Source organism: Notoacmeibacter ruber (genome assembly GCF_003668555.1).
Lineage (GTDB): Bacteria > Pseudomonadota > Alphaproteobacteria > Rhizobiales > Rhizobiaceae > Notoacmeibacter > Notoacmeibacter ruber.
In genome coordinates this window covers 588,392-614,617 of record NZ_RCWN01000001.1, presented here as the reverse complement: position 1 = coordinate 614,617, position 26,226 = coordinate 588,392, and the positions used below count along the sequence as shown (strand labels likewise).

The 26,226-nt window shown below is 60.0% G+C and carries 19 protein-coding genes; 10 read left to right on the top strand and 9 right to left on the bottom strand.

Annotation, left to right across the window (positions count from 1 at the left end):
• Positions 1–3: 3 nt before the first annotated feature.
• Genes D8780_RS02845 through D8780_RS02835 form a run of 3 tightly spaced genes read right to left on the bottom strand, consistent with a single transcriptional unit; the run spans position 4 to position 5,070 of the window.
• Complete coding sequence (locus tag D8780_RS02845) at positions 4–3,159, bottom strand: efflux RND transporter permease subunit (protein ID WP_121644271.1); 3,156 nt, start codon at positions 3,157–3,159, stop codon at positions 4–6.
• The gene (locus D8780_RS02840; RefSeq protein ID WP_158598424.1) at positions 3,159–4,385 is read right to left on the bottom strand and encodes an efflux RND transporter periplasmic adaptor subunit; all 1,227 of its coding nucleotides are present in this window, start codon (positions 4,383–4,385) and stop codon (positions 3,159–3,161) included. Before D8780_RS02840 ends, D8780_RS02845 begins: the two co-directional genes overlap by 1 nt.
• 1 nt (position 4,386) lies before the next feature.
• Positions 4,387–5,070 (bottom strand): TetR/AcrR family transcriptional regulator, encoded by a 684-nt coding sequence (locus tag D8780_RS02835; protein ID WP_158598423.1) that lies wholly within the window; start codon positions 5,068–5,070, stop codon positions 4,387–4,389.
• A gap of 264 nt (positions 5,071–5,334) precedes the next feature.
• Between D8780_RS02835 and D8780_RS02830 the strand changes: the two genes are divergently transcribed.
• Positions 5,335–5,784 carry a GNAT family N-acetyltransferase gene (locus D8780_RS02830; RefSeq protein ID WP_245412238.1) on the top strand — a complete coding sequence of 150 codons (450 nt, stop codon included), beginning with the start codon at positions 5,335–5,337 and terminating at the stop codon, positions 5,782–5,784.
• Positions 5,785–5,914: 130 nt separating this feature from the next.
• On the opposite strand, the gene parC is transcribed toward D8780_RS02830, so the two are convergent.
• Both parC and D8780_RS02820 read right to left on the bottom strand, forming a co-directional pair.
• Positions 5,915–8,158, bottom strand: coding sequence for a DNA topoisomerase IV subunit A (gene parC / locus D8780_RS02825; protein WP_121644268.1), 2,244 nt, complete (start codon positions 8,156–8,158; stop codon positions 5,915–5,917).
• 146 nt (positions 8,159–8,304) lie between these two features.
• Entirely contained in the window at positions 8,305–8,790 is a 486-nt protein-coding gene (locus D8780_RS02820; protein ID WP_147440268.1) for a hypothetical protein, read from the bottom strand.
• A gap of 339 nt (positions 8,791–9,129) precedes the next feature.
• Between D8780_RS02820 and D8780_RS02815 the strand changes: the two genes are divergently transcribed.
• Entirely contained in the window at positions 9,130–10,332 is a 1,203-nt protein-coding gene (locus D8780_RS02815) for a hypothetical protein (protein ID WP_121644266.1), read from the top strand.
• A 166-nt stretch (positions 10,333–10,498) separates the two neighbouring features.
• Positions 10,499–10,849 (top strand): 2'-5' RNA ligase family protein, encoded by a 351-nt coding sequence (locus tag D8780_RS02810; protein ID WP_245412237.1) that lies wholly within the window; start codon positions 10,499–10,501, stop codon positions 10,847–10,849.
• Here D8780_RS02810 and D8780_RS02805 read toward each other — a convergent pair.
• Together D8780_RS02805 and aspS are read right to left on the bottom strand one after the other, a co-directional pair.
• Positions 10,822–11,478: a pyroglutamyl-peptidase I gene (locus D8780_RS02805; RefSeq protein ID WP_121644265.1), complete on the bottom strand. Its 657-nt coding sequence runs from the start codon at positions 11,476–11,478 to the stop codon at positions 10,822–10,824. The two genes, D8780_RS02810 and D8780_RS02805, sit on opposite strands and share 28 nt — an antisense overlap.
• Positions 11,479–11,482: 4 nt before the next feature.
• Complete coding sequence (gene aspS / locus D8780_RS02800; RefSeq protein WP_425373640.1) at positions 11,483–13,288, bottom strand: aspartate--tRNA ligase; 1,806 nt, start codon at positions 13,286–13,288, stop codon at positions 11,483–11,485.
• 234 nt (positions 13,289–13,522) lie between these two features.
• Between aspS and rnd the strand changes: the two genes are divergently transcribed.
• Together rnd and D8780_RS02790 are read left to right on the top strand one after the other, a co-directional pair.
• A complete protein-coding gene (gene rnd / locus D8780_RS02795) occupies positions 13,523–14,674 on the top strand; it encodes a ribonuclease D (RefSeq protein WP_121644263.1) in 1,152 nt (383 codons plus the stop codon).
• 119 nt (positions 14,675–14,793) lie between these two features.
• Entirely contained in the window at positions 14,794–16,104 is a 1,311-nt protein-coding gene (locus D8780_RS02790) for a hemolysin family protein (protein WP_121646319.1), read from the top strand.
• A 7-nt stretch (positions 16,105–16,111) separates the two neighbouring features.
• On the opposite strand, the gene D8780_RS02785 is transcribed toward D8780_RS02790, so the two are convergent.
• Both D8780_RS02785 and D8780_RS02780 read right to left on the bottom strand, forming a co-directional pair.
• Entirely contained in the window at positions 16,112–17,629 is a 1,518-nt protein-coding gene (locus tag D8780_RS02785; protein ID WP_121644262.1) for a Ppx/GppA phosphatase family protein, read from the bottom strand.
• On the bottom strand, positions 17,626–19,833 hold the full coding sequence (locus tag D8780_RS02780) for an RNA degradosome polyphosphate kinase (RefSeq protein ID WP_121646318.1): 2,208 nt from the start codon (positions 19,831–19,833) through the stop codon (positions 17,626–17,628). Before D8780_RS02780 ends, D8780_RS02785 begins: the two co-directional genes overlap by 4 nt.
• A 237-nt stretch (positions 19,834–20,070) precedes the next feature.
• Between D8780_RS02780 and D8780_RS02775 the strand changes: the two genes are divergently transcribed.
• The 5 genes from D8780_RS02775 to D8780_RS02755 all read left to right on the top strand — a co-directional run bounded on the left by D8780_RS02775 (position 20,071) and on the right by D8780_RS02755 (position 26,214).
• Complete coding sequence (locus tag D8780_RS02775; protein WP_121644261.1) at positions 20,071–20,313, top strand: zinc-finger domain-containing protein; 243 nt, start codon at positions 20,071–20,073, stop codon at positions 20,311–20,313.
• Positions 20,314–20,327: 14 nt separating this feature from the next.
• Positions 20,328–21,533, top strand: coding sequence for an FAD-dependent monooxygenase (locus tag D8780_RS02770; RefSeq protein ID WP_158598422.1), 1,206 nt, complete (start codon positions 20,328–20,330; stop codon positions 21,531–21,533).
• Positions 21,534–21,611: 78 nt separating this feature from the next.
• Positions 21,612–22,784: a cystathionine beta-lyase gene (locus tag D8780_RS02765; RefSeq protein ID WP_121644259.1), complete on the top strand. Its 1,173-nt coding sequence runs from the start codon at positions 21,612–21,614 to the stop codon at positions 22,782–22,784.
• 110 nt (positions 22,785–22,894) lie between these two features.
• A complete protein-coding gene (locus D8780_RS02760) occupies positions 22,895–24,991 on the top strand; it encodes a 3-hydroxyacyl-CoA dehydrogenase NAD-binding domain-containing protein (protein WP_121644258.1) in 2,097 nt (698 codons plus the stop codon).
• Positions 24,992–25,032: 41 nt separating this feature from the next.
• A complete protein-coding gene (locus D8780_RS02755) occupies positions 25,033–26,214 on the top strand; it encodes an acetyl-CoA C-acyltransferase (protein ID WP_121644257.1) in 1,182 nt (393 codons plus the stop codon).
• The last annotated feature ends 12 nt before the right edge of the window (positions 26,215–26,226 follow it).

The window sequence follows — 26,226 nt, the reverse complement described above, 5'->3', positions numbered from 1 at the left end:
CAGCTATTCGGCGGCGTGGCCATAGCGGCCCGCTACTTCCTCGGCATCATGCTTGTGCTGCTCGACATTGGCGCTGTGGATCTCCTCGTCGCTCACTTCCTCCTTCGCATTCGGCTTCAGCAGCCATTTGAAAAAGGACGTTACCCGCCCGCTGACGGAGTCCATGATGTCGAAGAGGCTCGGCACGAAGATCAGGGTCAGCATGGTGCCGACGAGCAGACCGCCGATCACGGCAATGGCCATGGGCGCGCGGAATTCACCGCCATCGCCAATGGCAAGGGCGGCCGGTATCATGCCGGCGCTCATTGCGATGGTGGTCATGATGATCGGACGCGCTCTCTTACGGCAAGCGTCGATCATCGCGTCGCGCCGCGGCACGCCCAGCTTGATCTCTTCAATCGCGAAATCCACAAGCATGATGGCGTTTTTCGTCACGATGCCCATGAGCATCAGGATGCCGATGACGACAGGCATCGAAATGGCCGTATTGGTCAGGACGAGCGCGGCCACCACGCCGCCGATCGAGAATGGCAGCGACAGAAGAATGGTCATTGAGTGGAAGACCGATCCAAACAGCAGGATCAGGACGACGAGAACCAGCATGAGACCGGTGATCATGGCATCCCGGAAGCCCGCGAAAACATCGCCCATTACTTCGGCATTGCCGGCCTCCTGCACGCGCAATCCGTCAGGCAGGTTCTGAACTTCCGGCAGATTGTCGATGGCCTCCGTGCCGACGCCGATCTCCAAACCCTCCGCCATAGACGCACCGATCAGGATGCGACGCTCACGATCGAAGCGCTGAATCGAGGTCGGCCCCTGGCCGAAACGCACATTTGCCACGGAATCAAGCGGAACCGTCCGCCCCGAGGGGGTCGGAATGCTGAGCTGCCGGATCACGTCCAGATCTTCGCGCGCGGCATCGGAAAGCTGCACGCGAATCGGAATCTGCCGATCTTCAATCGTGAACTTCGCCAGGTTCTGATCGAAATCGCCGATCGTTGCCACACGCAAGACCTCGGACAAGGTCGACGTCGAAATGTTCAGTTCCGCCAAACGGTCCTGCCGCGGCTCAATGATGATTTCCGGCCTGTCGAGCGCGGCATTGGAGGTCACCGAGCGAAAGAGCCCGGTCTCGACCATCGCCTGCTGGATATCCCGTGCGGCGGCGTCCAGCGGGGCGTCCTCATTTTCAGCCAGAAGAGCGATCTGAAGCTCCCGCTCGCCGCGATCATCGACGAAATAGGCGCGGATATCCGGCACATCTTCTACAATATCCAGGATTTCCGTTTCGATCTGCGCCTGTGTCCGGTCGCGCTCCGATTTGTGGATCAGATCGACGGTGATGGAGCCGCGGCGCAGCTCAAGATCGCCTGTTGGGCTCGCACCACCGACCACATAGACATTTTCCACCTCTGGAATCTGCCTCAGACGCGTAACCAGTTCGTCAGCGGACCCTCGCGTGTCGTCCAACTGACTGCCGGGCGGGAGCTCCAGAGACAGCACCACGCGGGACGCATCCTCCTTCGGCAGAAATCCCGTCGGCAGGAGCGACGTGCTCCAAATGGCGGTCGAGAAGAATGCGACGCCGACAAAAAGCGTGAGCCAGCGGAAACGCAGCGTGCCATAGAGGAAATCTGTATAGAAACGCATCAGGCGGCCAGGTTCCTGATCCTCAGGATGGCCGGACCCGCGCATCAGATAGGCCGCCATGAGCGGAGTGATGAGTCGAGCGACAAGCAGAGAAAAGAACACCGCCACGGCAACGGTCAGGCCGAACTGCTTGAAATACTGGCCTGCGATGCCATCCATGAAGGAAACGGGCGCAAAAACGGCGATGATCGTCGTCGAAATGGCGATCACTGCAAGGCCGATCTCATCGGCGGCCTCCAGAGCCGCGCGGTAGGGAGATTTGCCCATGCCGATATGGCGGACGATATTCTCGATCTCCACGATGGCGTCATCGACGAGAATGCCAGTGACCAGCGTCACGCCAAGCAGTGAGACGAGGTTGAGCGAAAAGCCGAGCATATCCAGCATCCAGAAGGTCGGGATGATGGAAAGCGGCAACGCCACGGCCGCGATGAGCGTGGCTCGCAGATTTCTCAGGAAGAGGAAGACCACCGCGACGGCCAGCAAGGCGCCTTCGTAAAGGGTATGCATCGCGCTTTCATAATTGCCCTCGGTGTATTCGACCGAGGTATCCACGATGCGCAGATCGATGTCGGGATTGGCCTGCTGAATTTCGGCAACGGCCTCCGACACGCGCTCGGCTACGGAAACGTCGGACGCGCCCTTGCCCCGAAAGACGCCGAAGCTGACGACAGGTTCACCATTGACCCGCGAGAAGGACCGCTGTTCCGACCAGCCATCGGTGACCGTCGCCACCTCCTCAAGCCGGATCCGTCGATCACCGGCCAGCGGTATTTCGAGCTGTCGCAGATCTTCCATCGTCTGCGTTGCGCCAAGTGCACGGACGGTCTGTTCACGGCCGGCAATCTCGACCCGGCCGCCCGTAAGGTCAGCATTTGCCGCGCGCAGAGCATTGTTGATCTGTCCGACGGAAACGCCGAGCGCGGCAAGCCGGTCCGGGTCGACCTCGACCTCGACCTCGCGCTTGACGCCGCCATAGCGATCCACCCTCGAGACGCCGGAGAGCCCCTGCAGATCAGAGATCACCGTATCGTCCACGAACCAGGAAAGCTCTTCCAGCGTCATGGCGGGATTGGAAACCGCATAGGTGACAATCGCCTGACCTTCGATATCGATCCGGTTGACGATCGGATCGTCCGCCGAACCCGGTAGATCCGCCTGAATGCGTTCGACCGCATCTTTCGTATCGGTCACCGCTTCCTGTGTCTCGACGTCCAGCTTGAACTGAACGACAGTTACGGAGCGGCCTTCCGTGATATTGGAGATAACCTGATCGACGCCGGAAATATTGGCGACGGCGTCTTCGACGATCTTGGTCGTCTGCGTCACCATTTCCGATGCGGCAACCCCGGGGTCTGTCACCACGATCGAGACCAGCGGGAAATCGATGTTGGGAAACCGTGTGACAGGCAGCTTGGAAAAGCTCATCAGGCCGATCACCAGCAGCACGATGAACAGCAATATTGGCGGCATGGGATGCCGGATGGACCAGGCGGAAAAATTCATCAGTCGATCGAGCCTGTCTGCTGACCAGCGTCGGAAACCGCTGCCGTTTCACGAATAGGGCGAATGCGGTCTCCATTGGCGACGAACGTACCTGCACGGGTTACAACAACGTCGCCGACATCGACCCCGCCAAGAACCTCGACAAAGCCCTCGGTCCGCACACCAATATCGATGGCGGTGGTCTGGACGACCCCGTCGACGACCTTTTGCAATTGCGGATCGCGCCCATCGTAGAGAATTGCAGTGGACGGAACGGCCACCGCCTCGCGGTCCACCGTCTCGATATTGCTTCTGGCGAAAGCGCCGACGCGAAGTCCATCGACCTCCGGTAGGGAAATCCGGACTGTGGCCAACCGCGTGGTGGGATCGATTTCGGGATCGACGATACGGACAGTGCCCTCGATCGTATCGCGGCGACCGGGCAGCGATATCTCCGCCTTCATACCAGGCTCGATCTTCAGGAGTTCGGTTTCCGAAATCTCGGCGGCCAGTTCGAGTTCGGCGCCCACCGCAATCCGGAAAAGAGGCGCTGCACCCGCACCGACAATAGCGCCCAAGGTGGCGTTCCGCTCCAGAACGAGCCCATCTGCCAGCGCCGTTACCTCGGAATCGGCGAGACGACGGTCAATATCCCGGATCTGGGCATCGGAAACGGCGATCTGGGCCTGCGCGGCGGAAGCGGCACGCTGGGCGGTCTGCATTTTCGCGCGTGCACTGTCGACGGCATAACTTGAATCATCGAGGGCGGCCTGCGCCACGGTTCCGCTCTTTCGCAACCTCTCCTGGCGCTGCAGAGCGTCTTCGGCCTGGCGAACGGCCACCTGCGCGTCAGCCACTTGCGACTCCGCCTGCGAGACCTGTGCCTTCGCAGCCTCGCGCTGTGCGACAGCCTGCGCTCTCTGAATTTCAAGTGAGCTGGTATCAAGGCGCGCCAAGACCTCGCCTTTCTTCACCATGTCGCCCTGATCGGCCAGAAGCTCGACGATCGTCAGCCCCGAAAGGTCCGTTCCGACCACGGCCTCCTGTCGTGGGCGAATGGTCCCGTTTGCGGGGAGCGTAGACGTCATGCGGCGATTGCCGGCTTCAGTCACGCGAATGGCAGGGGGCTTGCTCTGCGATTGGTTCGACTCCGTGGCTGCGCCGGTTTCCTCTGCCCATGCAGAGGAAGATGCCGGCGCGAGGGCCAGCAATGAGGCCGTCATCAGGAGAAAGGCGTAGCGACGCATGTCAAACTTTTCCATCAATGCAAACAAGTGAGGGCTCGCGCGAACGTGTGGTCGGTCGCACGACGGCGGAAATCGTATCTGTAAGGGCCTGTTTGATCTCGTCCCGAGAAAGCTCATGGCCGGGCAGATCGGCTATCAGGAACCCTTCCCCGATCGACATAAGAACGGTCATCAGAGCATCGAGAGAGACGACGGGATCGATCAGACCATCGTCCTTTGCTGCGCTGAGATAGGAACGGAAACTCTCGCGTACCACGCCCTCGACGAGCTGGCACGTCTCGTGCACCGCCTTGTTGCGCATGGCTTCGGCACGAATTTCAATAAAGAGAGGCCTCAAGCCGGTTTCCTCCGCAGAGCGGAGATGATTGTAAAAAGCCTTTACCAGCCCTTCGACCACATCGTCGCTATTTGCCATTTCCGATAAAAACTCGGCGTCGCGCTTGCGAACCTCTTCGACGATCGCTTCGATAATCGCTTCCTTGGAGGGGAAATAGCGATAGAGCGCGCCCGGGCTCATACCGGCCTCACGGCAGATCTCATGCATGGAAGCGCCCTGAAACCCCGACCGGACGAAACAGGCCGCTGCGGCCTGCAGAATGCGAGCGGTCTGGAGCTCGCGATTTTCTGCGCGGCTGGATTGTCGCGTCTCTCCACGACGATATCTGCAAGACTGGAAAAAATTCATAGGAACGGCCAAAGTGCGAACAGTCATTCGCATTTATTATCTACCGTACCTTTGGTCAAGGAGAAGCGAACGATCATTCGCACTCTGCACCGAAGTGGTTAAAAGAAACGCGAGATAGCGCCATGAAAACGCGCCGGCGTTCGCCAATATTGCTAACCGGCCGGACCCGGGGCGTCCTGCAGTCGATAAGCGCCTTTCGCAGTCGTTGCAGCGTCACCTCTGACTCGCCAAGCTACAGGCAAGTGATGGCAGGAGAGCGAAACAGTGTCAGATCGTCGCGCTATCGAGATAAGCCGGGTCGGCTTTTTGCCCGAAACAATCGACGTACTGATGCAGGACGCAGATGCCGAAGGCTTCGACACGATATCAGTGCTCAGCGATGAATGGAGCGCCGGCCTCAATCGCTTCGAGCGCCCTGGCGAAATTTTGCTTTTGGCGAAAGTCGACGGTGAAACGGCGGGAATTGGGGGGATCACTCATGACTTTGTCGAAGCCGGCTACTTGCGGATGAGGCGCTTCTATGTGCGTCCTTCATTCCGTCGGCTCGGTGTCGGTCGACAGATTGCAATGCATGTCCTGAAACACGCCACCCCCTTCAACAGGCCGATCATACTTCATGCCGATGGACCGGATGCCGAAATGTTCTGGCCGACGCTCGGCTTTGTACCTATAGATCGCGCGCACACGACCCATTTGTTTCGACCGCTCGGGTAGAAGCTCTACCGCAACTGCTGAAAATCGGACGGTCCGGTTCCCATCCAAACCTTTCGCCGGTGGCGAGGCGATTTTGAAAGCCGGGTCAAAATCGGCCGCTTTTTGATGACTTCGCTGCCTGCAGGCCTGCCTAGCCGCCGAATTTGCCGCTCTTCGGAAAGCCCTTCGGCACCATCCGACCCGCCATGGCCCGGTCGCCCTTCCACTCCAGCAAATCCTCTTCCGAACGGCTGAAGCTTCGGCCTGCACTATCCTGCCAGGTCAGACCCTCCGAGAGAGCAAAGACCTTCACGTCGGAGACTCCGCCATCCTTGTAGCGCTGGAGACGCACCCCCTTGCCACGCGTCAGTTCGGCGACCTGTGATATCGGAAAGACGATCATTTTCCGGTTCTCGCCGACAATGGCGATCGTGTCTCCATCGACCGGAACGGCGAAGGCGGCTTCGTCTGGCGCCTTGACGTTCAGGGCCTGCTTGCCCTTGCGGGTATTGGCCACAAGATCGTCCTGCGTGGCGATGAAACCATATCCGGCCTTGCTGGCCATCAACCGCTTAGCGCCCGGCTGATAGACGAAAGCCGCAACGACGTCGTCGTCGTTCTCCATATCGACCATGATGCGGATTGGCTCCCCCGCACCGCGCCCACCCGGTAGACGGTCGGCGCCGATCGTGTAGACCCGGCCGAACCGCGATAGGACGAGAACCTTGTCGGTCGTTTGCGCATGGAACGCGACCTTAAGCGAATCTCCCTCCTTGAAGGAGAGGTTCGAAAGATCCGCAAGATGGCCCTTGAGCGCCCGCACCCATCCCTTTTCGGAAAGGACGACGGTCACGGGCTCCTTCTCGATCATCGCTTCGTGAATGGCCGCCAGATCCTTGGAGGGCGCGTCGCCGAAGTCAGTTCGCCGGCGCCCCAGTTCTATCTTGGGGCCGAAGGTCTTACGCACCTCACGGATCTGCTCGGCGATCCTTTTCCACTGCTCCTCATCCGATGCGAGAAGCGCTTCCAGACCCGCCTTCTCTTCGGTCAGGTTCTCGTGCTCCCGGCGAATTTCCATTTCTTCCAGCTTGCGCAGATTGCGCAGGCGCATATCCAGAATGGCATTGGCCTGCACGTCGGTCAGCTCGAAGGTGCGGATCAGTTCCTGCTTCGGCTCATCCTCCTCGCGGATGATGCGAATCACTTCATCAAGGTTGAGATAGGCGATCAGCAGCCCGCCGAGCACTTCCAGCCGCTGCTCGATCTTGCCGAGGCGATGGCGTGAGCGGCGGATCAGCACATCCTTGCGGTGATCGAGCCATTGGCGCAGGCACTCGGCCAGAGAGAGAACGCCGGGCACCTTGCCGCCCGACAGAACATTCATGTTGAGTGAGACGCGGCTTTCCAGGTCCGTCAGACGGAACAGGCTCTCCATCAGAAGTTCCGGATCGACCGACCGCGTCTTCGGCGTCAGGACGATACGGATATCTTCCGCGCTCTCATCGGAAATATCTTCGAGAAGGGGAAGCTTCCTTGCCAGAAGAAGCTCGGCGATCTTCTCGATCAGTCGGCCCTTCTGGACCTGGTACGGAATTTCGGTCACGACCGCGACCCAGTTGCCGCGGCCAAGATCTTCCTTGTGCCAGCGAGCTCGTACGCGAAAACCGCCACGGCCCGTCTCGTAGGATTCGGCGATGCTCTCGGCACTCTCGACGATGATGCCGCCGGTCGGAAAATCCGGCCCCGGCACGAAGCGCGTCAGATCACGGCTTTGAGTATTGGGATGCTTGATCAGGTGGAGAGCGGCGTCGCACAACTCGGCAGCATTGTGCGGCGGAATATTCGTCGCCATGCCAACGGCGATGCCCGATGATCCGTTGGCCAGAAGATTGGGAAACGCGCCCGGCAGAACGACAGGCTCGCGATCTTCTTCGTTGTAGGTATCCCGGAAATCGACCGCATCTTCGGTAATCCCTTCCAGAAGGAGGGAAGCCACCTCGGTCATCCGCGCTTCGGTATAGCGCATGGCAGCGGCGTTATCGCCATCGACATTGCCGAAATTGCCCTGACCGTCCACCAGCGGATAGCGCACGGAGAAGGACTGGGCGAGGCGCACGAGAGCGTCGTAAATCGCGCTGTCGCCATGTGGGTGAAACTTACCCATCACGTCGCCGACGATGCGCGCACATTTGACGTAGCCGCGGTCGGGATCGAGCCTGAGCAGTCGCATGGCGTGCATGATCCGGCGATGAACCGGCTTCAGCCCGTCTCGCACATCCGGCAGAGCCCGGTGCATGATCGTCGAAAGGGCATAGGCAAGGTAGCGCTCTTCGAGCGCACCTTTCAGATCGATCGGAGTGATATCGTCTCTTGCCGAGTCGCCTTCTTTACCCATGATATCGTCATACCGAAATCTTGCGCTTTCACCAATCAGAAACGCCGCTTTCCAGCGGTTTTCACCGGCTTTCGACTCATCTTGCCGGCTCGCTCCGCCGGAATGAGGCCCATCCGGCGGAGCGGAACGCTTCTTCGCTCAGAAACCTAGCGTGAAAAGCATTGCGCGTTCGGCAGCGCGCGGTTGGCCGCACGTCGGTACCACCGCTCACCAACGCCGAGCGTGCGGCTCAACGAGACGTCTTCCACCTCGACATTACCGACGCAGATGCGCCCCCCGGCAAAGCTCTGCACCGTGGCGCCGATACGCACCGTGCCGGAGGCATCGCGCCTTATCTTGCGCTTCAGCTTCACCGAGAGAACGGCCTGCATCCGACAGCCATCGAACCGGACCTGGTCGACGCCGTAAATGTTCAACGATTTGCGGCGGCTGATCCTGTAACTGGTATCGGCAACCCGGGCATTCATCTCGTTGCGGATCTGACCGGACAAAGCATTGCCGATCGACTGAACAACGCGGCAATTGACCTGTGCAGCCGCCGGCCCTGGCCCGGCAAGCATGGCCAGGGTCATTGTCACCGCGGCGAGCGCCGCTAGGCGTGATGGTCTTAGGATATTTGACACTTGGGACATGATCATTCTCCTCTTCCCTGTCTTCCGTTGCGGAAGAAGGGCAGAATGACAGCCTCAACCTGTCGCGACCATGAAGCCCTCGTTCAGGTAACGCTAATGTGATGAAGCGTGTAAGCGCGCCGCGTTCCATGGTTTCCGAAAAACAAATGCAGTCTTCCGTGCGGATCGGGGCCTACGCGCATTCGCCAGACAATCTGATAAGCGAATGCCGGGCGCAGGCGCTCAAACTTTGGGCAGATTTCTCCGGTCATGTCTTTTCCTCGCAGCAACGAGCCATAGGTTGCGTGCACTTGCCCAAAGCGCAGCACGAGATGCTGCCGACACGGAGGATTCCCGATTATGCGCCAATTCCTGCTTCAAGCCGGATTCGGGCTTGCCCTGCTTCCCACCCTCAGCGCGCCGGCATGGGCGCTGGATGCCCAGGCTGTCGCCGATCGGTTGTCGGAAGTGCTGGATCAACAGGATATCGATTTCGAGTTCGACACGGCCAGCGCCGACGGTGACGATATCGTGCTGAAAGACGTTACGGTCGGTTTCGATGATGACGCTTCGACGACCTATGAGCAGATCGTCCTCGAGGATGTTTCAGAAGCCGACGATCGGTACATGATCGGTCGGCTGGAAGTGCCGGCAAAAACCATCGAGAGTGAGGACGAGATCAAGACCTCCCTTACCCCTGCCGTTTTCGGAGACATGTCTTTCGGAGTGAAGGAAGACGCCGAGACCATAGGCCTGCAGGTGGGCAGCGTTCAGATGGACAGCATTGTGGTCTCTGTTCCGCAGGGCGATTTCCTGACGGTCGAGAATATCGATGGCAGCGACCTTGCCTTCCGTGAAGACAGGGTGATCGAGCCGCGCTTCTCCGTCGAGCGCATTTCCTTCAACACCCAACTGGCTCCCGAAGACGAGGAAGATCGTGAAAAAGGTGAAGCGATGCGCAAGCAACTCGCCGATCTCGGTTATTCGCAGATCGAAGCGAGCTTCGACGTCACCGGAACATACGATCCCTCGAGCGGAGAAATGGATTTCAACGAAACCATCGTCGTCGAGGACGCGCTCACGCTCGATGTTGACGGGGCGTTCTCAAACGTCACTGCCGATCTGGCCACGAAGATCCAGGCCGTCACCAAGGACATGCAGAAGACGGATGATGACGAACAGCAGATGAAGTTCCTGCAGGAGAAGCTTCTTCCACTCTACGAGAAGATCGGCGTTGAAAGCGCCACGATCCGGTTGGAAGACAATTCGCTGACGGACAAGGTCATCGGCGTCATGGCCGAAAGGCAGAATGCACAGCCGGAGCAGTTGAAGCTGCAGGCAGCCATGCTGGCACCGGCCCTTCTGGCCTCGTACGTCCCGGCGGAATTTGCGCGTCAGGTGAGTGAGGCTCTTCAGACCTATCTCGCCGATCCGCAATCCTTGACCATCGAACTATCGCCTGAAGACGGAACGACAGTCGGCCAGATCATCGAGCGCGCCAAGTCTGAGCCCAACACGCTGACGAACCTGCTGGGCGCCAGCGTGACAGCCAACCAGGACTGATGCCTCAGGACGATCGCCCACTGATCGTCACCGCCGGACTCGACGCTGCCTCATTCGATCATTTCGACGAGATGAGGCGGCGTCATTTTCCGACTGCACGGAATTTCATTCCTGCCCTCTCTTTCACCATCTTCCCTCGGCGGAAGAATCTTTCATCCGTCAGGCTTTGAGGGATGAAGCCGCGCATACACGCGAGATCACCCTCACCGCCGCAGACATCTTCTTCATGGGATTCGGCTGCGCCTACAGGATCGAAAGCGAATCGCTCTCAATGCTTCGGCAGCGACTGGCCGAGCGCTTCTCGCCATGGCTGACACGGCAGGACCGACAGCCCTTCCGGCCGCATATCACGATCCAGAACAAGGTAGCCGCCGATGAAGCGAAGGCGTTCTTTGGAAAATTGAAAGCTGGCTTCGCACCTTTCAAAGCCAAGGCCGTATCTCTCCTTCTGTGGCGCTATCACGGAGGGCCCTGGGAAGAAGCGGGCTGCTACTCTTTCGACAAGTCGGCGCGATAGGCCGCCAGCGCGGCACCGATAATGATCTGAGCGCCGAGCAAGAGCTGCGCTTCCGTCATCGCGTGAAGATCGTCCTGCCCGTCTCCCCGCATACGTTCCAGCAACGGGACATGGATGAAGCCCGCCATTTCCGGGTGATAGTCACGCGCAACACGATCCGACAGCGCGTGAAACATGACGAGGTTGCAAAGATAGCCGCCGGCGTCGTCGCTCCACTCGACGGGCAGGCTAGCACCCGCCAGATGCTCCGCCATGATTTCCAGCGGGAGTGTCGACGTGCAATCATCGCCGTCAGCCACGATCAGTTCGCCGGTTCGGCTGATGCCGGCATTGTCTGGAATGTCCACCGTGCAGCGATTGCGTGCAAGCCGCTCCAGGCAAACCCCTTTCGCCGCAAGCGCGAGGCCGAAATGGATCGCGATGTCCGGTGCGAAATCGGCGCCGATGGCTTCGAGCGTTCGCGGCGCCGCCGCGTAATCGACCGGCAGGACGGCGGTCGCGATATCGGAACCGGAGGGCCGCCAGCCGGCCAGCGCACCCATCAGCCACTCGGTTGGATTTTGGGGCGCGCCGGGAAAGGCCGTGAAGCCGGTGACGAGGATTTTCGTCGCCCGCGCTTCCCGGCCCATCCTCTTATTCCTTTTCGCGCGGAATGACGCGGAGATTCAGTTCGCGAAGCTGGGCGTTGGTAGCCGGAGCCGGAGCGCCCATCAGAAGATCCCGCGCCTGCTGGTTCATCGGGAACAGCGAAACGTCGCGAAGGTTCTTCGCGCCAGCCAGAAGCATGATGACACGGTCCACGCCAGCGGCCATGCCGCCATGGGGCGGTGCGCCATACCGGAAGGCCCGGTAGAGACCGCCGAAACGTTCTTCGACCACCTCTTTGGAGAGGCCCGCCAGCTCGAACGCCTTGACCATGGTGTCTGGCAAGTGGTTACGGATGCCGCCAGAGGCGATCTCGAAACCATTGCAGACCATATCGTACTGGAACGCTTTCAGGCCGAGCAGCGCTTCGTCGCCGCCCTTCTCCGCCTCTTCCAGCGCCTCCATCCCGCCCTGCGGCATGGAGAAGGGGTTGTGCGCAAACTCGATGCGCTTTTCGTCCTCGTTCCATTCGAAGAACGGGAAGTCGACAATCCAGCACAGTTCGAAACGGTCTTCGTCGATCAGGCCCAGCTCTTCGCCCGTGCGGTCACGCGCCGCTCCGGCGAAGGAAGCAAAGTTCTTCGGATCGCCTGCCACAAAGAAGCAGGCATCGCCTGCCTGCAGGCCGAGCTGATTGCGGATCGCTTCGGTCCGTTCAGGGCCGATATTCTTGGCGAGCGGGCCGGCACCGGCAATAGCGCCTTCCTCTTCACGCCAGAAGATATAGCCGAGGCCGGGCTGGCCCTGGCTCTGCGCCCAGGAATTCATCCGGTCGCAGAAAGCGCGGCTGCCGCCGCTCTTTGCCGGGACGGCCCAAATCTGGTTCTTGTCCGAAGAGGCAAGGATGTTCGCGAAGACCTTGAAGCCAGAGTCGCGGAAATGGTCGGAGACCTCTTCCATCTCGATCGGGTTGCGAAGGTCCGGCTTGTCGGACCCGTATTTGCGGATCGCCTCGTCATAGGGAATACGGCGGAATGTCTCGGTGACCGACTTCTCGCCTGCGAAGGCCTTGATCACGTCGCGGACAACCGGCTCCATCGTGCCGAGAATATCCTCCTGCGTCACGAAACTCATCTCGAGGTCGAGCTGGTAGAACTCGCCCGGCAGGCGGTCGGCCCGCGGATCTTCGTCTCGGAAGCATGGCGCGATCTGGAAGTAACGGTCGAAACCGGACACCATCAGAAGCTGCTTGTAAATCTGCGGTGCCTGCGGAAGCGCGTAGAATTCTCCGGCATGGATGCGGCTCGGCACGAGGAAGTCGCGTGCGCCCTCGGGCGAGGAGGCCGTCAGGATCGGCGTCGAATATTCCGTAAAACCGGCAAGCACCATCTGGCGGCGCATCTCCGAGATCACTTTCGTGCGCAGCACGATGTTGTTGTGCAGCTTCTCGCGGCGCAGATCGAGAAAGCGATATTTCAGGCGAACCTCTTCGGGATAATCGAGATCACCGAACACCGGCAGCGGCAGTTCCTTTGCCTCGCTCAGCACCTCGATCTCACGAGCAAAGACCTCGATGTTGCCGGTCGAAAGGTTGGCGTTGACAGCTTCCTCGGCGCGCTGCTTGACCACGCCGTCGATGCGTATGACCCATTCGCTGCGTAGCTTTTCGGCGGTCGTGAAGGCCGGAGAATCCGGATCGGCCACGATCTGGGTGATGCCGTAATGATCGCGCAGATCGATAAAGAGCAGGCCGCCATGGTCTCTTACGCGATGAACCCAGCCGGACAGGCGGACCGTCTGGCCAACTTCGGAAAGCGACAGCGCACCGCAGTTATGCGTGCGATAGCGGTGGATGGAATCGTCCATTCTCGTAAAACCCTTGAGGTTTGGCCAAGCGGTCACCTGGCGATACTCTTCTGTGCCGAACCGGGCGCGCGAAGCCCGGTGGAAACCGGCGCGGACAAGCGCACGGGACCGTGCCCGTGTCAAGGCAGACGCGGCACGCGCCTTGACGACGACCGGTAGCGGCCCTTAACGGATGGACTTTACGAAGGCAACCACAGACCAGCCTGCCAGGACCGAGGTGAAATGCAGATCATTATCCGGACGGATGAACTTCAGAGCGCCATCGATCAGCTCTCGAAAGCTGCCTTCGTGACAGTCGATACGGAGTTTATTCGCGAGACGACCTTCTGGCCGGAACTGTGCCTGATCCAGATCGCCGATGACGACAATGTCTATCTGATCGATCCGCTGGCCAAGGACATCGATCTGTCACCCTTCTGGTCGCTGATGGGCGATGAAGAGGTCGTAAAGGTCTTTCATGCCGCCAGGCAGGATCTGGAAATCATCTACAAGATGGGCGGTCTCATTCCCCATCCCATTTTCGATACCCAGATCGCCGCGATGGTTTGCGGCTATGGCGACTCTGTTTCCTATGATGCGCTGGTCCAGAAAATCACCGGCCAGCAACTGGACAAGTCAAGCCGCTTCACCGACTGGCGACGGCGGCCGCTTTCCGAGAAGCAACTCAAATACGCCGCCGCCGACGTCACGCATCTGCGGGATGTCTATCGTGAATTGAAACAGAGCCTTGAATCGGCCGGCCGCACACATTGGGTCAGCGAAGAGATGGACGTTTTGACGTCGCCGGCGACTTATGATCTCAAGCCGGAAGATGCCTGGACGCGCCTCAAAATGCGGGTACGTAAGCCTCGCGAACTGGCTGTCATGCAGACCGTCGCCAGATGGCGGGAAGAACAGGCTCGGCAGCGCAATGTGCCGCGCGGACGCGTCATCAAAGACGATGCAATCTACGAGATCGCCCAGCAGCAACCGAAAACGACCGAAGACCTCGGCCGTCTGCGCGCCATTCCCAAGGGATGGGAGCGCTCCCAGCATGTCCAGGGCCTCACCGATGCGGTCCAGGAAGCTCTCGCCTTGCCTGAAAGCGATCTGCCGAAAATTGCCAAGCAGCGACGCTCTCCGGAAGGGGCCGGCGCGGCGAGCGAGCTTCTGAAGGTTCTCTTGCGTCTCGTCGCCGAGCGGGAGGGCGTTGCTCCTAAGGTTCTCGCCACGAGCGATGAAATCGAGAAAATCGCCGTGATGGGTGAGGAAGCGGACGTTCAGGCCCTCACCGGCTGGCGACGCGACGTTTTCGGGCTGGAAGCCCTGCGGCTTCTGCGCGGCGATGTGGGCCTTGCCTTCCGTGACCGGAAAATCAGCGCCATCGATCTGTAAGTCGGCCTGAAGACGACTGTATCGCCCGGCGTTTCGCAGAATCGCCGGGGAGCGCTTCCCCGCGGCCATGATCGGCCTAGATGCGGGAAGACCGTTTTCCTTATCGCCGGACCGAAAAATTGCTTATCGACTTTCTGATCATCCTCGCGCTTTTCATCGTCAACGGCGTGCTGGCCATGAGCGAACTGGCGGTGGTTTCAGCGCGCCCTGCCCGTTTGAGCGCACTGGCAGAGAACGGTGACAAGGGCGCGGCCACGGCCTTGAAGCTCGCCAATGACTCCGGGCGCTTTCTTTCGACCGTTCAGATCGGGATCACCCTTGTGGGTATCGTTTCCGGCGCCTTCTCGGGGGCGACACTCGGCCGCAAACTTGCCGCTCACCTCGTAGACATCTTCGGCATGTCGGAAGACTTGGCCTATACGACCGGCGTCGGTCTGACTGTCGCTCTGGTGACTTACATGTCGCTGGTGATCGGCGAATTGGTACCCAAGCAGATTGCGCTCCGCCATCCCGAGGGCGTAGCCGCGACCGTCGCCCGGCCGATGAATATTCTTTCAAGGATCGCGGCGCCATTGGTCTGGCTTCTCAACATCAGCAGCAAGGGCGTTTTGATGCTGCTTGGTCAGAGCCGCGAAATCAAGCAGACGGTCACCGACGAAGAGGTTCGGAGTCTGCTCGACGAAGCCGAGGAATCGGGCACGATCGAGAGCGAGGAGAAGGCTATGATCGGCGGCGTCATGCGCTTTGCCGATCGACAGGCCAAGGCTCTGATGACGCCCACGATCGAAGTTGAAATGCTTGATGTGGCGCAGAGCATTCAGTCCATTCGCGAGCAGATCGAAACAACGCGCCGCTCACGGCTGCCGGTCCGCGAAGGATCGGACGACAATATTATTGGCATTGTGCGCACTCATGATCTGCTGATCGCGCTCGGACGAGACGAAGACGTGCAGTTGCGAGAAATGATCCAGAAAGCGCCGGTCATCTATGAAAATGCGCGATCGATCCAGGTTCTGAACAAACTGAAGGAATCGGCGATCAATATGGGTCTCGTCTTCGATGAATACGGCCATTTCGAAGGTGTGATTACGACCGAAGACATCTTGCAGGCCATTGCTGGCGTCTTCGAGGAAGAAGAGACCGGCGAGCCGGCCTTCGTGAAACGCGAAGACGGCAGCTACCTCGTCTCCGGCTGGATGCCCGTCGATGAATTTCGTGACGAGTTCAGGGTTTCCATCCCCTCGGGCGACTATGAAACCGTCGGTGGCCTCACACTGGAATCAGTTGGCCATCTGCCCACGGTGGGAGAAATATTCGAGGTCTCGGGCTGGACCTTCGAAGTCGTGGATCTCGACGGACGACGCGTCGACAAGCTTCTGGTCTCTCCGCCTCAAAAGGCGGATGACGAGCAAAACGCTGAAGCAGACTGAACGAACGTCAGCGAACCACCAGCCGCATCGGCATATCTAGAAACTTGGACAGCTTGGCGAGGCGATTGGATGGGCGGCTGCCGTGCAAGGCGCTCAAAGCAGCCGGAATCGCGATCTCGATCTCACCATCATCGGTTCGCTGAATCGTCAGTCGAGGCAATACGCGAGGCATGGAAGCCGAGAGCACATAGAGAACGCGCATCAGAAGCCCCAGCGCTTGCGCGCGGCGGATCAGCCTTTCATCCATCAGCCTCAGCAGTTCGCCTGCCCATCCTTCCTCCTGAAGGCCGTTATGACGGTAGAAATTGGCGAGTGAAAGGAAAGCGCGGCCGCCATGGCCGATCGCGGTCAGCGATGCATGGGCGATGACATTCATGGATTGCAGACCGCGATAATCCGGGTGCGCCCGCCAGCCCAGATCGGCGATCAAACAGGCTGCATGCCGCAATCGGGCCTCGTCCTCGGTTTCATCGAGACCCAGGACTTCGAATGCCCTGCCGGTCCAATCGGCAAGCTCCTCGGCGTGGCGCACCGATCTGGCGCGCAGAATCGCCAGTTCGCGGGCACCGACCGTCAGCGGGTCGTCGCGCTGTTCCTCTTCGTCGAGAAGCGAAAAGAGATAGCCCTCGCGAACGCCAACACCCGAAGTGACGATCCGCCTTGGCCGCATGGTTTCGATGATTTCCAGCAGAACCGCAGCGCCATAAGGCAACAGGCCGCGGCGGTTTTTCGATATGTCGCCGATCCCCTTCATCTGATCGATATCGCCGGCGGCAACTGTCTTCAGAAAATCGATCGTTTTGGAGTTTTCGGCGTCAATCGCATATTCGTGGAGCACGAAGAGCGGATAGTTGACCGTCGCCATGTGGAGCCGGGCGAGATTTCGCCAGGTCCCGCCGACACAGTAAAAATCCATGCCCGCCGCATCCTTGAGGAAGGGCGCGCGTTTCAATTCCTCCGACGCGACGCTTCTTGCTTTCTGCGGATTGCTCCCTGTCACGTCCCAGAGCCTCAACCCACCGAGCGGAAGTGTTATTCCCTCGTCCGGGTGGTCACCGTTCAACCGCACGAGTTCAAGTGACCCGCCTCCGAGATCACCGACAATGCCAGCCGGCTTATGGAAATGAGCCTTGACCGCCAGCGCAGCGAAATACGCTTCCTCTCGCCCTGAAAGAACGCGAATTTCTGCGCCGAGACGCTTTTCTGCCTCGCTGATGAACGCCTCGCCGTTTTCCGCCTCTCTCGCGGCAGCGGTTGCGATGACATGGATCTTGGTGGCGCCCGCCTGATCAGACAGTGCGCGGAAGCGGCTGAAGGACTGCATCGCCGCTTCGACGCCCTCCTCGTTCAAGCGGTTCGTATCGACCAGAGAACGCCCCAGCCCGGCAAGAAGCTTTTCGTTGAAGAAGAGTGTGGGCGCCCGGGTGACGCCCTCGAAAATAACCAGACGAACCGAGTTGGAACCGATATCGACGATCGCGACGGGTTCGCGCCCCGGTAGGCGGCCTTGGGATTGCAGTCTCATTTATTGGGTGGTCCAGCCTCGTTGGTCGATGCCGACGCATTCTGCCGACGGCGCCGATAATTGGCCAGCCGTTTCGGCGCATGGTTCTTGATCGACGCGCCGCGCCCCGACAAAGAGGGATTGTTCATGAAGTAATCCTGGGCACTGAACGCTTCCTCGCCTTCCTCTCGCACGATTCGGCGCGAGCTGCCATCGGGTAGAATCTCCCAACTCTGCTGGTTATCGATGATATTGGCCACCATGATCTGGTCGAGAATCTGCTCGTGGACCGTCCCGTTGCGGATCGGCACATGCACCTCCACCCTTCGGTCCAGATTACGCGGCATCATGTCGGCACTTCCGATATAGACAATGGCCTTGTCGCTTGGCAGCCCTTGTCCATTTCCAAAACACAGGATGCGGCTGTGTTCCAGAAATCGTCCGACGATCGATTTTACGGAAATATTATCCGACAGGCCGGGAACGCCCGGCCGCAGCGAACAGATGCCGCGGATGACCAGATCGATATCGACCCCGGCGCCGCTGGCCCGATAGAGCGCGTCTATGATTTCCGGATCGAGCAGGCTGTTGAGCTTCATCCAGATCTGCGCGGGCCGACCGGCCTTGGCGTGGGCGATCTCATCCTCGATATGACCGATCATGCGATCACGCATGATGAAGGGCGAATACGCCAGTTCGATTTCATCGGTCGGCTCGGCATAGCCGGTTACGAAATTGAAGATCTGCGCCACATCATGCGCGATCGTTTCATCCACGGTGAAATAGGAAAGATCCGTGTAAATCTTCGCCGTGATCGGATGATAATTGCCCGTCCCCACGTGACAGTAGGTGACGAGCCCCTTTTCCTCCTTGCGGACCACTGTGGTCAGCTTGGCATGGGTCTTCATCTCCAGAAACCCGAAAACGACCTGCACGCCAGCCCGTTCCAGATCACGGGCCCAGCGGATATTGGCCTCTTCGTCGAATCTAGCTTTCAGTTCGACGAGCGCCGTGACGCTCTTTCCAGCCTCCGCCGCGTCGATGAGCGCGCGAATGATCGGACTGTTGTTCGAGGTCCGGTAGAGCGTGCCCTTGATGGCAACGACGTTGGGATCCTGAGCTGCCTGGCGGAGAAACTGGACCACGACGTCGAAGCTCTCATAGGGGTGATGGACGATGATGTCTTTCTCCTGAATCGCCGCAAAGCAGTCGCCATCATGCTCGCGGATACGCTCGGGAAAGCGCGCGGAATAGGATTCGAACTTTAGATCTTCACGCGGCAATGCGAGAATTTCGGAAATCTGGTTGAGGGCCAGCGGACCATCGATCACCGTGACGCGATTGCCCATGACGCCGAGGTGTTCGGCCACGAATTCTCGAAGCGCCTCCGGCATGGCGGCAGAAAACTCGACCCGCACCACCGAGCCTTTTCTGCGCCGCTTCAACGCGCTTTCGAAATAGCGAACGAGATCCTCCGATTCTTCCTCGACTTCGATATCGCTGTCCCGAATGACACGGAATGTTCCGGAGCCGATCACCTCGAAGCCGGGAAACAGCTTCGGCACGAAGAGTTCGATCACATCTTCCAGCGCGATGAAGCGTGTCGGCTGCACCTCCCGATCCGGCAACTTAATGAACCGCGTCAAGGCTGGGGGAAGACGCAGCAGCGCCGTCATCTGCTCGCGGGTCGCCTTGCGCTTCAGTTGCAGGGCGATCGAAAAGCCAAGATTGGGGATGAAGGGAAAAGGATGTGCCGGGTCGATCGAAAGAGGCGTCAGAACCGGAAAAACGGAATCTTCGAAATGAGATGTCACCCAACGCCGGTCAGCCTGAGAGAGATTGCCCGGCTGGACCAGATCGATCTCTTCCTTTTTCAACGCAGCCAGCAGTCCCACCAGAACCTTTTGCTGCTCGTTCTGCAGCCGCGCCGCTTCTTTCAGGATCACGTCGAGCTGCTGCGCAGGTGTGCGACCATCGGCCGAGCGCACGGTAACGCCTGCCCCCACCTGACCGGCCAGCCCGGCGACGCGGACCATGAAGAACTCATCGAGATTGTCTGCCGAGATGGAGAGAAAGCGCAGCCGCTCCAGCAGCGGATGGTTTTCGTTCGTCGCTTCCTCGAGGACGCGGCGGTTGAACTGAAGCCAGGACAGTTCGCGATTGACGAAACGTTCCGGCCTTTCGCTCAGGGGAACGTCACCGGAATCTGGCACGGGATCCACCATCGAGCCGTTCTCGGCAATTTCGATCCGTCCAATATCCTTCGTCGCATCCATGATCTGTCCTCTCCGTCGCCTCGGCTGTAACCTGATTCGACGCGGCCTATCGCGATCGTGTAACAATTGGGCAACAAACGATTAGCGGCAAGGCAACCCTTGCATTGGCCCGCATGATGATACAAACCCTCTGCCTGCCGGCCCGCAACAGACGCCGGCAAAAAGACGGCGAACGGAGAGATATCAATGGCCAGTCGCATCGCCCATTTCCAGAACAGTTCCGGTCACGAGCGCATCGAGATCGGCGTCAGGGAATTCATGTGTGTCGGCGCCAATCCGCCGTTCGACCATCCCCATGTCTTTCTCGATATGGGCCGCGATGACGAGAAAGTCTGTCCCTATTGCTCGACACTCTATCTCTACAATCCCGAACTCTCGGCTGACGAAACCAAACCTGAAGGCTGCACCTACAAGGTCGCCGCCGCCTGAAAAGGCAAAATACCGTGGAACCTCCCAGATCCATTATCGTCGCTGGGGCAGGCATTGCCGGCCTGACCACCTCATTGATCCTTGCGCGGCAAGGGCGCCCCGTCACCCTGCTGGAACGTTTCGACGAACCGACCGAGGTCGGAGCGGGGCTCCAGCTCTCGCCGAATGCCAGCCGCATCCTTTTCCGACTCGGCCTCGAAAAGCAGCTTCGGGAACAATCCCATCAGCCGGACGCTATCCGGCTTGTCGCGGCGCCGAGCGTCAAGGCCATTACCGAGCTGCCGCTCGGTGCGATGGCCGAGAAGCGCTGGGGCGCGCCCTACCTCACCATTCATCGCGCGCGGCTGCATTCGATCCTCTGGAACGCGGTGAAGAACGAGCCGCAGATTTCCATCGAAACGAGCCGTGCAGTGGTCGATGCCAGTTGCGATGCGGTCGGCGCACGAGCGGTCATCGACGGTCCGAGCGGCGAGGAAGAGCGGTGGGGTCACCTGATCGTCGGGGCCGACGGTGTTCGCTCGGTCATCCGAATGAGGATGCGAGGTGGCCTGCCGCCGCGCTTCACCGGTGAGATTGCGTTCCGAGCCCTGCTGCGCGGCGAAGATGCTCTGGCCAAGGCATCGCGTTTCGGCATCGATACGCGATGCGTCTCGGCCTTCCTGGCGCCTTCCGTTCATCTGGTGGCTTACCCCCTCGGCGAGGGCCAGGGTGTCAATCTCGTGGCCAATATTGCCGGCGAGGATCCTGGCCCAGGCTGGAGTGAGGAGCTGTCTTCGGACGTCGCACGAAAGGCGATATCGCGCATTGCTCCCGGGCTCGGCAAGCTGGCCGGTGAAACAGAGTGGCTGGCCTGGGGTCTGCACGCCGTGCCGCCCCGTACGGCGTTTATCGATCCGGGTGGCATTGCCCTGGTCGGTGACGCGGCACACGCCATGACGCCCTTTGCCGCGCAGGGTGCCGCGATGGCCATCGAGGACGCGGCCGTTCTGGCCCGCTGCCTCCAAACCTGGCGCGACGACCGTCGGGCTGCTCTTCTTCAGTACGAGGCCGAGCGGCGACCGCGCATCGCGAGAGCACGACGCCGGGGGGCCTTCAACCATTTCGTCTGGCACGCCCGTTTTCCGGTCTCACTTGGCCGCAATATGGTTCTGCGCACGCGAAGCGGAGAGAGCCTGCTGAACGATTTGGACTGGCTCTACGGTTACGACGCCGGACGCTAGACCGAAGCACGACGCCTTCGACGCTAATGATGCGCGCGTCCCGTGCCACCCTTCCAGAAACAAACGGAGCGAGATTTCATGGCGAAACTGCCGAAAAATGTGGGTATGAACACTTTGCTGGCCCACGCCGGCCACGATCCGCAGGATTTCCACGGTTTCGTCAATCCGCCTGTCGTTCACGCATCGACCGTTCTTTTTCCGAATGTCGAAACCATGCAGAGCCGCAAGCAGCGTTACACTTATGGCACGCGCGGTACACCGACGACGGACGCGCTGGCGAGCGCCGTGGATGCGCTCGAAGGGTCAGCCGGAACCGTTTGCGTGCCGAGCGGACTGGCCGCCGTGACCATCCCGCTTCTGGCCTTCCTCTCCACCGGCGACCACCTCCTCTGCGTGGACAGCGTCTACCACCCGACACGCCGCTTTGCCGATACCGTCCTGAAACGGATGGGCATTGAGACGACCTATTATCCGCCAGAAGCCGGCGAGAAGATCGCCGAATACATGCAGCCGAACACGAAAGTGGTCTGGACCGAAAGCCCAGGCTCGAACACGTTCGAAATCCAGGATATTCCGGCCATAAGTGAGGTCGCCCATCGGCAGGATGCCATCGTCATCATGGACAATACATGGGCCACGCCCCTCTATTTCCGACCGCTCGATTTCGGGGTCGACGTATCGGTGCATGCGGCGACGAAATATCCTGGTGGCCATTCCGATGTGCTGCTCGGACTCGTTTCCGCCAATGAGCGGTGCTGGGAACAGCTTCACGAGACCTTCATCTGGATGGGCTGCATTGCTGGCCCGGACGATGTCTATCAGGTCCAGCGCGGATTGAAGACAATGGGTGTGCGCCTCGCGCATCATCAGGAGAGCGCGCTCAAGATCGCGCGCTGGTGCGAAGAGCAGAACGGCATCAGCGCCGTTCTCCATCCCGCTCTGGAAAGCCATCCAGACCACGATCTGTGGAAGCGGGACTTCTCCGGCTCGTCCGGCCTCTTCTCGATCGTGCTCGATGGTGGCGGGCCCAGCGACGGCGCCGCCTTCCTTGATGCGCTCCAGATATTCGGCCTCGGCTATAGCTGGGGCGGCCATGAGAGCCTCGCGGTTCTCGTCAGCCTTTCCGACCGGATCGTCACACGGTCCGATTATGGCGGCCCGGTGATCCGCCTGCAGATCGGTCTCGAAGATGTTGACGACCTGATTGAGGACCTGAGGCGCGGCCTCGACGCGGCGGCCGCGGCGCGCTGACAAAGTCGCCTTGCATCGGGCAACATACTCGGTAGTATGCCTCGCTGATTAGAGCCGCGGGCCGATCTGTCACGCTTCGACGGACGGGCCCGACGTTCCAGGGAGGTTATATGGGCGACATCGTTTCGACGTCGGCACAGGACGGCATTGCCGTTCTCACGATAGACAATCCGTCGGTCAATGCACTCAGCCACGCGATGCGGAGCGCGCTCGACAAAGCGCTGCAAGACGCAGAGGCCGATTCTGCCGTCGACGCAATCGTGATCGCCTGCTCGGGCCGGACTTTCGTGGCCGGGGCGGAAATCAAGGAGTTCGGCACGGACAAGGCCATGGCGAACCCGAGTTTGCCGGAGCTGATCGCCCATCTCGAAACTATTACCAAGCCAACGGTCGCAGCCATTCACGGCACGGCGCTTGGCGGCGGCCTCGAACTTTCCTTCGGATGCGACTATCGCGTCGCCCTCGCCAGCTCGAAAGTCGGTCTGCCCGAGATCAATCTCGGCCTCATCCCTGGCGCTGGCGGCACGCAGCGCATGCCGAGACTGGTCGGCCCCGAGCGGGCGTTGGACATCATTCTTTCCGGAAAGCCCTTTCCTGTCGAAGCGGCTCATGAAGACGGCATTATCGACGCTGTCTTCGAAGACGATCTGATCGCAAACGCGGTCGCCTTCATCCGCGATAAGGTTCAAGCTGGGACGACTGTCACGCGAATCCGCGATCGAGACGACAAGATCGCCGAATGGAAGGACGATCCTGACCGCTTCGACGCGGTGATCGCCGATAAGACGAAGAAAAAACGCGGTCTGGACGCACCCGTTGCCGCGGGCCGCGCGGTCAAGGCCGCGCTGACGATGGAGATTGAAGAGGGCCAGAAATTCGAGCGGGATCAGTTCATCGCATTGATGGAAGGCGAGCAGTCCGTCGCTCAGCGCCATATCTTCTTTGCCCAACGCGAGGCGGCCAAGGTGCCGGGCGTCGGAAAGGACGTACAAGCGAGGACCGTCAGGAAGGTTGGCGTGATTGGCGCGGGCACTATGGGCGGCGGCATCGCCATGTCCCTGGCCAATGGCGGTTACGACGTCACCATTTTGGAGATGAACCGCGAAGCGCTCGACAAGGGTCTCGATCGCGTTTCGAAGACGTATGATATTTCGGTCAAGCGCGGGTCGATGACCGCAGATGCCAAGGCCAAGCGCATGGCGCGCCTCTCCGGCACGACCAGCTATGACGATCTGAAGGATTGCGACCTCATCATCGAGGCCGTGTTCGAGGATATCGGCGTCAAGGAAGACGTCTTTGGCAAGTTGGACAAGATCGTAAAAGACGGTGCGATCCTCGCCTCCAATACCTCCTATCTTGACGTGGATGCGATCGCAGGATTCACCGGACGTCCTGCTGACGTGCTCGGCACACACTTCTTTTCACCGGCCAATGTGATGAAGCTGCTGGAGATCGTACGCGGCAAGGAAACATCGCCCGACGTCATCGCGACGGCCCTGGAAGTCGGAAAACGCGCGGGCAAGATCCCGGTGGTTGTTGGTGTCTGTCACGGCTTCGTCGGCAACCGCATGCTGGAAGCGCGCTCGGCTGAAGCAGAAGATCTCTTGCTCGAAGGCGCATCACCGGCCCAGGTCGACAAGGCGTTCCGCGACTTTGGCTGGCCGATGGGCCCCTATCAGATGAGCGACCTGGCGGGCATCGATATTGGCTGGCGCAAACGGCAGGCGCTCGGCGAACGCGCCGAGATCGCCGACACGCTCGCCGAAAAGGGTGATTTCGGCCAGAAGACGGGCAAGGGCTACTACAGTTACGAGGACGGGCGAACGCCGGTGCCTCGCGGTGAAACGCAGGCGATCATCGAGCGTGTCGCCAGGGAGAAGAGCGTCGAGCGGCGCGATATCTCCGACGATGAGATCATGGAGCGAACGCTCTATCCGATGATCAATGAGGGCGCGAAAATTCTCGAAGAGGGCATTGCGACGCGACCATCCGATATCGATGTGGTCTGGGTCTACGGCTATGGCTTCCCCGTCGGCAAGGGCGGGCCGATGCACTGGGCCGACCGCCATGGTCTCGCAACGATCGTCGAGCGGCTGGAGCATTGGGGCAAGGAGACCGCAAAGCCGGTTTACGAAGTATCGCCCCTTCTGCGGCGCCTGGCCGACGAAGGCAAAAGCTTTTCGGATTTTCAGAAACAGGGCGCTTGAGCGCCAGATAAAGCGCTGAGACGCATGGAGGACATCAATCAATGGTCGATGCAGTTATCGTTTCCACGGCCCGCACACCGATCGGCAAGGCCTATCGCGGAGGCTTCAACAATACCGAGGGCCACACGCTGGCCGGGCACGCCATCAAGCACGCGCTTCAGCGATCCGGACTGGATGGAAGCGACATTGAAGACGTCGTGCTGGGCTGCGCCATGCAGGAGGGAACAACCGGACTCAATGTCGCGCGCCGCGCGCTTCTGTCCGCCGGACTGCCTGTCACGGTCGGAGGCTCGACCATCGATCGGCAATGTTCTTCCGGTCTGCAATCGATGGCGGTGCTCGCCAATGCTATCCGCAATGATGGCGTGACCGCTGGCATTTCGGGCGGCGTGGAATCGATCAGCCTCGTGCAGAACGATCACCGCAATACATTCCACCTCATCGACAAGTCTCTTTCAGGCGACGCGGCCGACGTTTACATGCCGATGATCGACACGGCGGAAAATGTCGCCAAGCGCTACGGCATCTCGCGCGAAGCACAGGATGAATATGGCGCGCGCAGTCAGCAGCGAACGGCCGACGCGCAGGACGCCGGCAAGTTCGATGACGAGATCGTTCCAATCAACACCACGATGGGCGTCATGGACAAGGAGACGAAGGAGATCTCCTACAAGGACGTGACGGTCGAAAAGGACGAGGGCGTGCGTCCCGGCACGACAGTTGAAGCCGTCTCAGGCCTGAAGCCTGTTCGCGAAGGCGGAACAATCACGGCGGGCAACGCATCGCAGCTTTCCGACGGTGCATCCGCGCAGGTCGTCATGAGCAGCAAGGAAGCCGAAAAGCGCGGTATTGAGCCGCTCGGCATTTTCCGCGGCTTCAATGTAGCCGGATGCGCGCCTGACGAGATGGGTATCGGCCCGGTCTTTGCCGTGCCGCGCCTTCTGGAACGTCATGGCTTGTCGGTCGACGATATCGATTTGTGGGAACTGAACGAGGCGTTTGCCGTGCAGGTCCTCTATTGCCGGGACAAGCTCGGCATCCCCGACGAAAAACTGAACGTCAATGGTGGCTCGATTGCCGTCGGCCATCCCTATGGCATGAGCGGTAGCCGGATGATCGGCCACGCCCTTGTTGAGGGCAAGCGCCGCAACGCCAAATATGCCGTCATCACCATGTGCGTCGGAGGCGGAATGGGTGCGGCCGGCCTTATCGAGATCGTCTGAGGAGATTGCAGC

What these genes read in the sequence shown, in the direction of transcription:
- D8780_RS02815 (WP_121644266.1), top strand. Translation starts at nt 9,130, where the DNA reads ATGCGCCAATTCCTGCTTCAAGCCGGATTCGGGCTTGCCCTGCTTCCC.
- D8780_RS02775 (WP_121644261.1), top strand. Translation starts at nt 20,071, where the DNA reads ATGGCCAGTCGCATCGCCCATTTCCAGAACAGTTCCGGTCACGAGCGC.
- D8780_RS02760 (WP_121644258.1), top strand. Translation starts at nt 22,895, where the DNA reads ATGGGCGACATCGTTTCGACGTCGGCACAGGACGGCATTGCCGTTCTC.
- rnd (WP_121644263.1), top strand. Translation starts at nt 13,523, where the DNA reads ATGCAGATCATTATCCGGACGGATGAACTTCAGAGCGCCATCGATCAG.
- parC (WP_121644268.1), bottom strand. Translation starts at nt 8,158, where the DNA reads ATGGGTAAAGAAGGCGACTCGGCAAGAGACGATATCACTCCGATCGAT.
- D8780_RS02840 (WP_158598424.1), bottom strand. Translation starts at nt 4,385, where the DNA reads ATGCGTCGCTACGCCTTTCTCCTGATGACGGCCTCATTGCTGGCCCTC.
- D8780_RS02820 (WP_147440268.1), bottom strand. Translation starts at nt 8,790, where the DNA reads ATGTCCCAAGTGTCAAATATCCTAAGACCATCACGCCTAGCGGCGCTC.
- D8780_RS02755 (WP_121644257.1), top strand. Translation starts at nt 25,033, where the DNA reads ATGGTCGATGCAGTTATCGTTTCCACGGCCCGCACACCGATCGGCAAG.
- D8780_RS02765 (WP_121644259.1), top strand. Translation starts at nt 21,612, where the DNA reads ATGGCGAAACTGCCGAAAAATGTGGGTATGAACACTTTGCTGGCCCAC.
- D8780_RS02785 (WP_121644262.1), bottom strand. Translation starts at nt 17,629, where the DNA reads ATGAGACTGCAATCCCAAGGCCGCCTACCGGGGCGCGAACCCGTCGCG.
- D8780_RS02835 (WP_158598423.1), bottom strand. Translation starts at nt 5,070, where the DNA reads ATGAATTTTTTCCAGTCTTGCAGATATCGTCGTGGAGAGACGCGACAA.
- D8780_RS02780 (WP_121646318.1), bottom strand. Translation starts at nt 19,833, where the DNA reads ATGGTGGATCCCGTGCCAGATTCCGGTGACGTTCCCCTGAGCGAAAGG.
- D8780_RS02845 (WP_121644271.1), bottom strand. Translation starts at nt 3,159, where the DNA reads ATGAATTTTTCCGCCTGGTCCATCCGGCATCCCATGCCGCCAATATTG.
- D8780_RS02805 (WP_121644265.1), bottom strand. Translation starts at nt 11,478, where the DNA reads ATGGGCCGGGAAGCGCGGGCGACGAAAATCCTCGTCACCGGCTTCACG.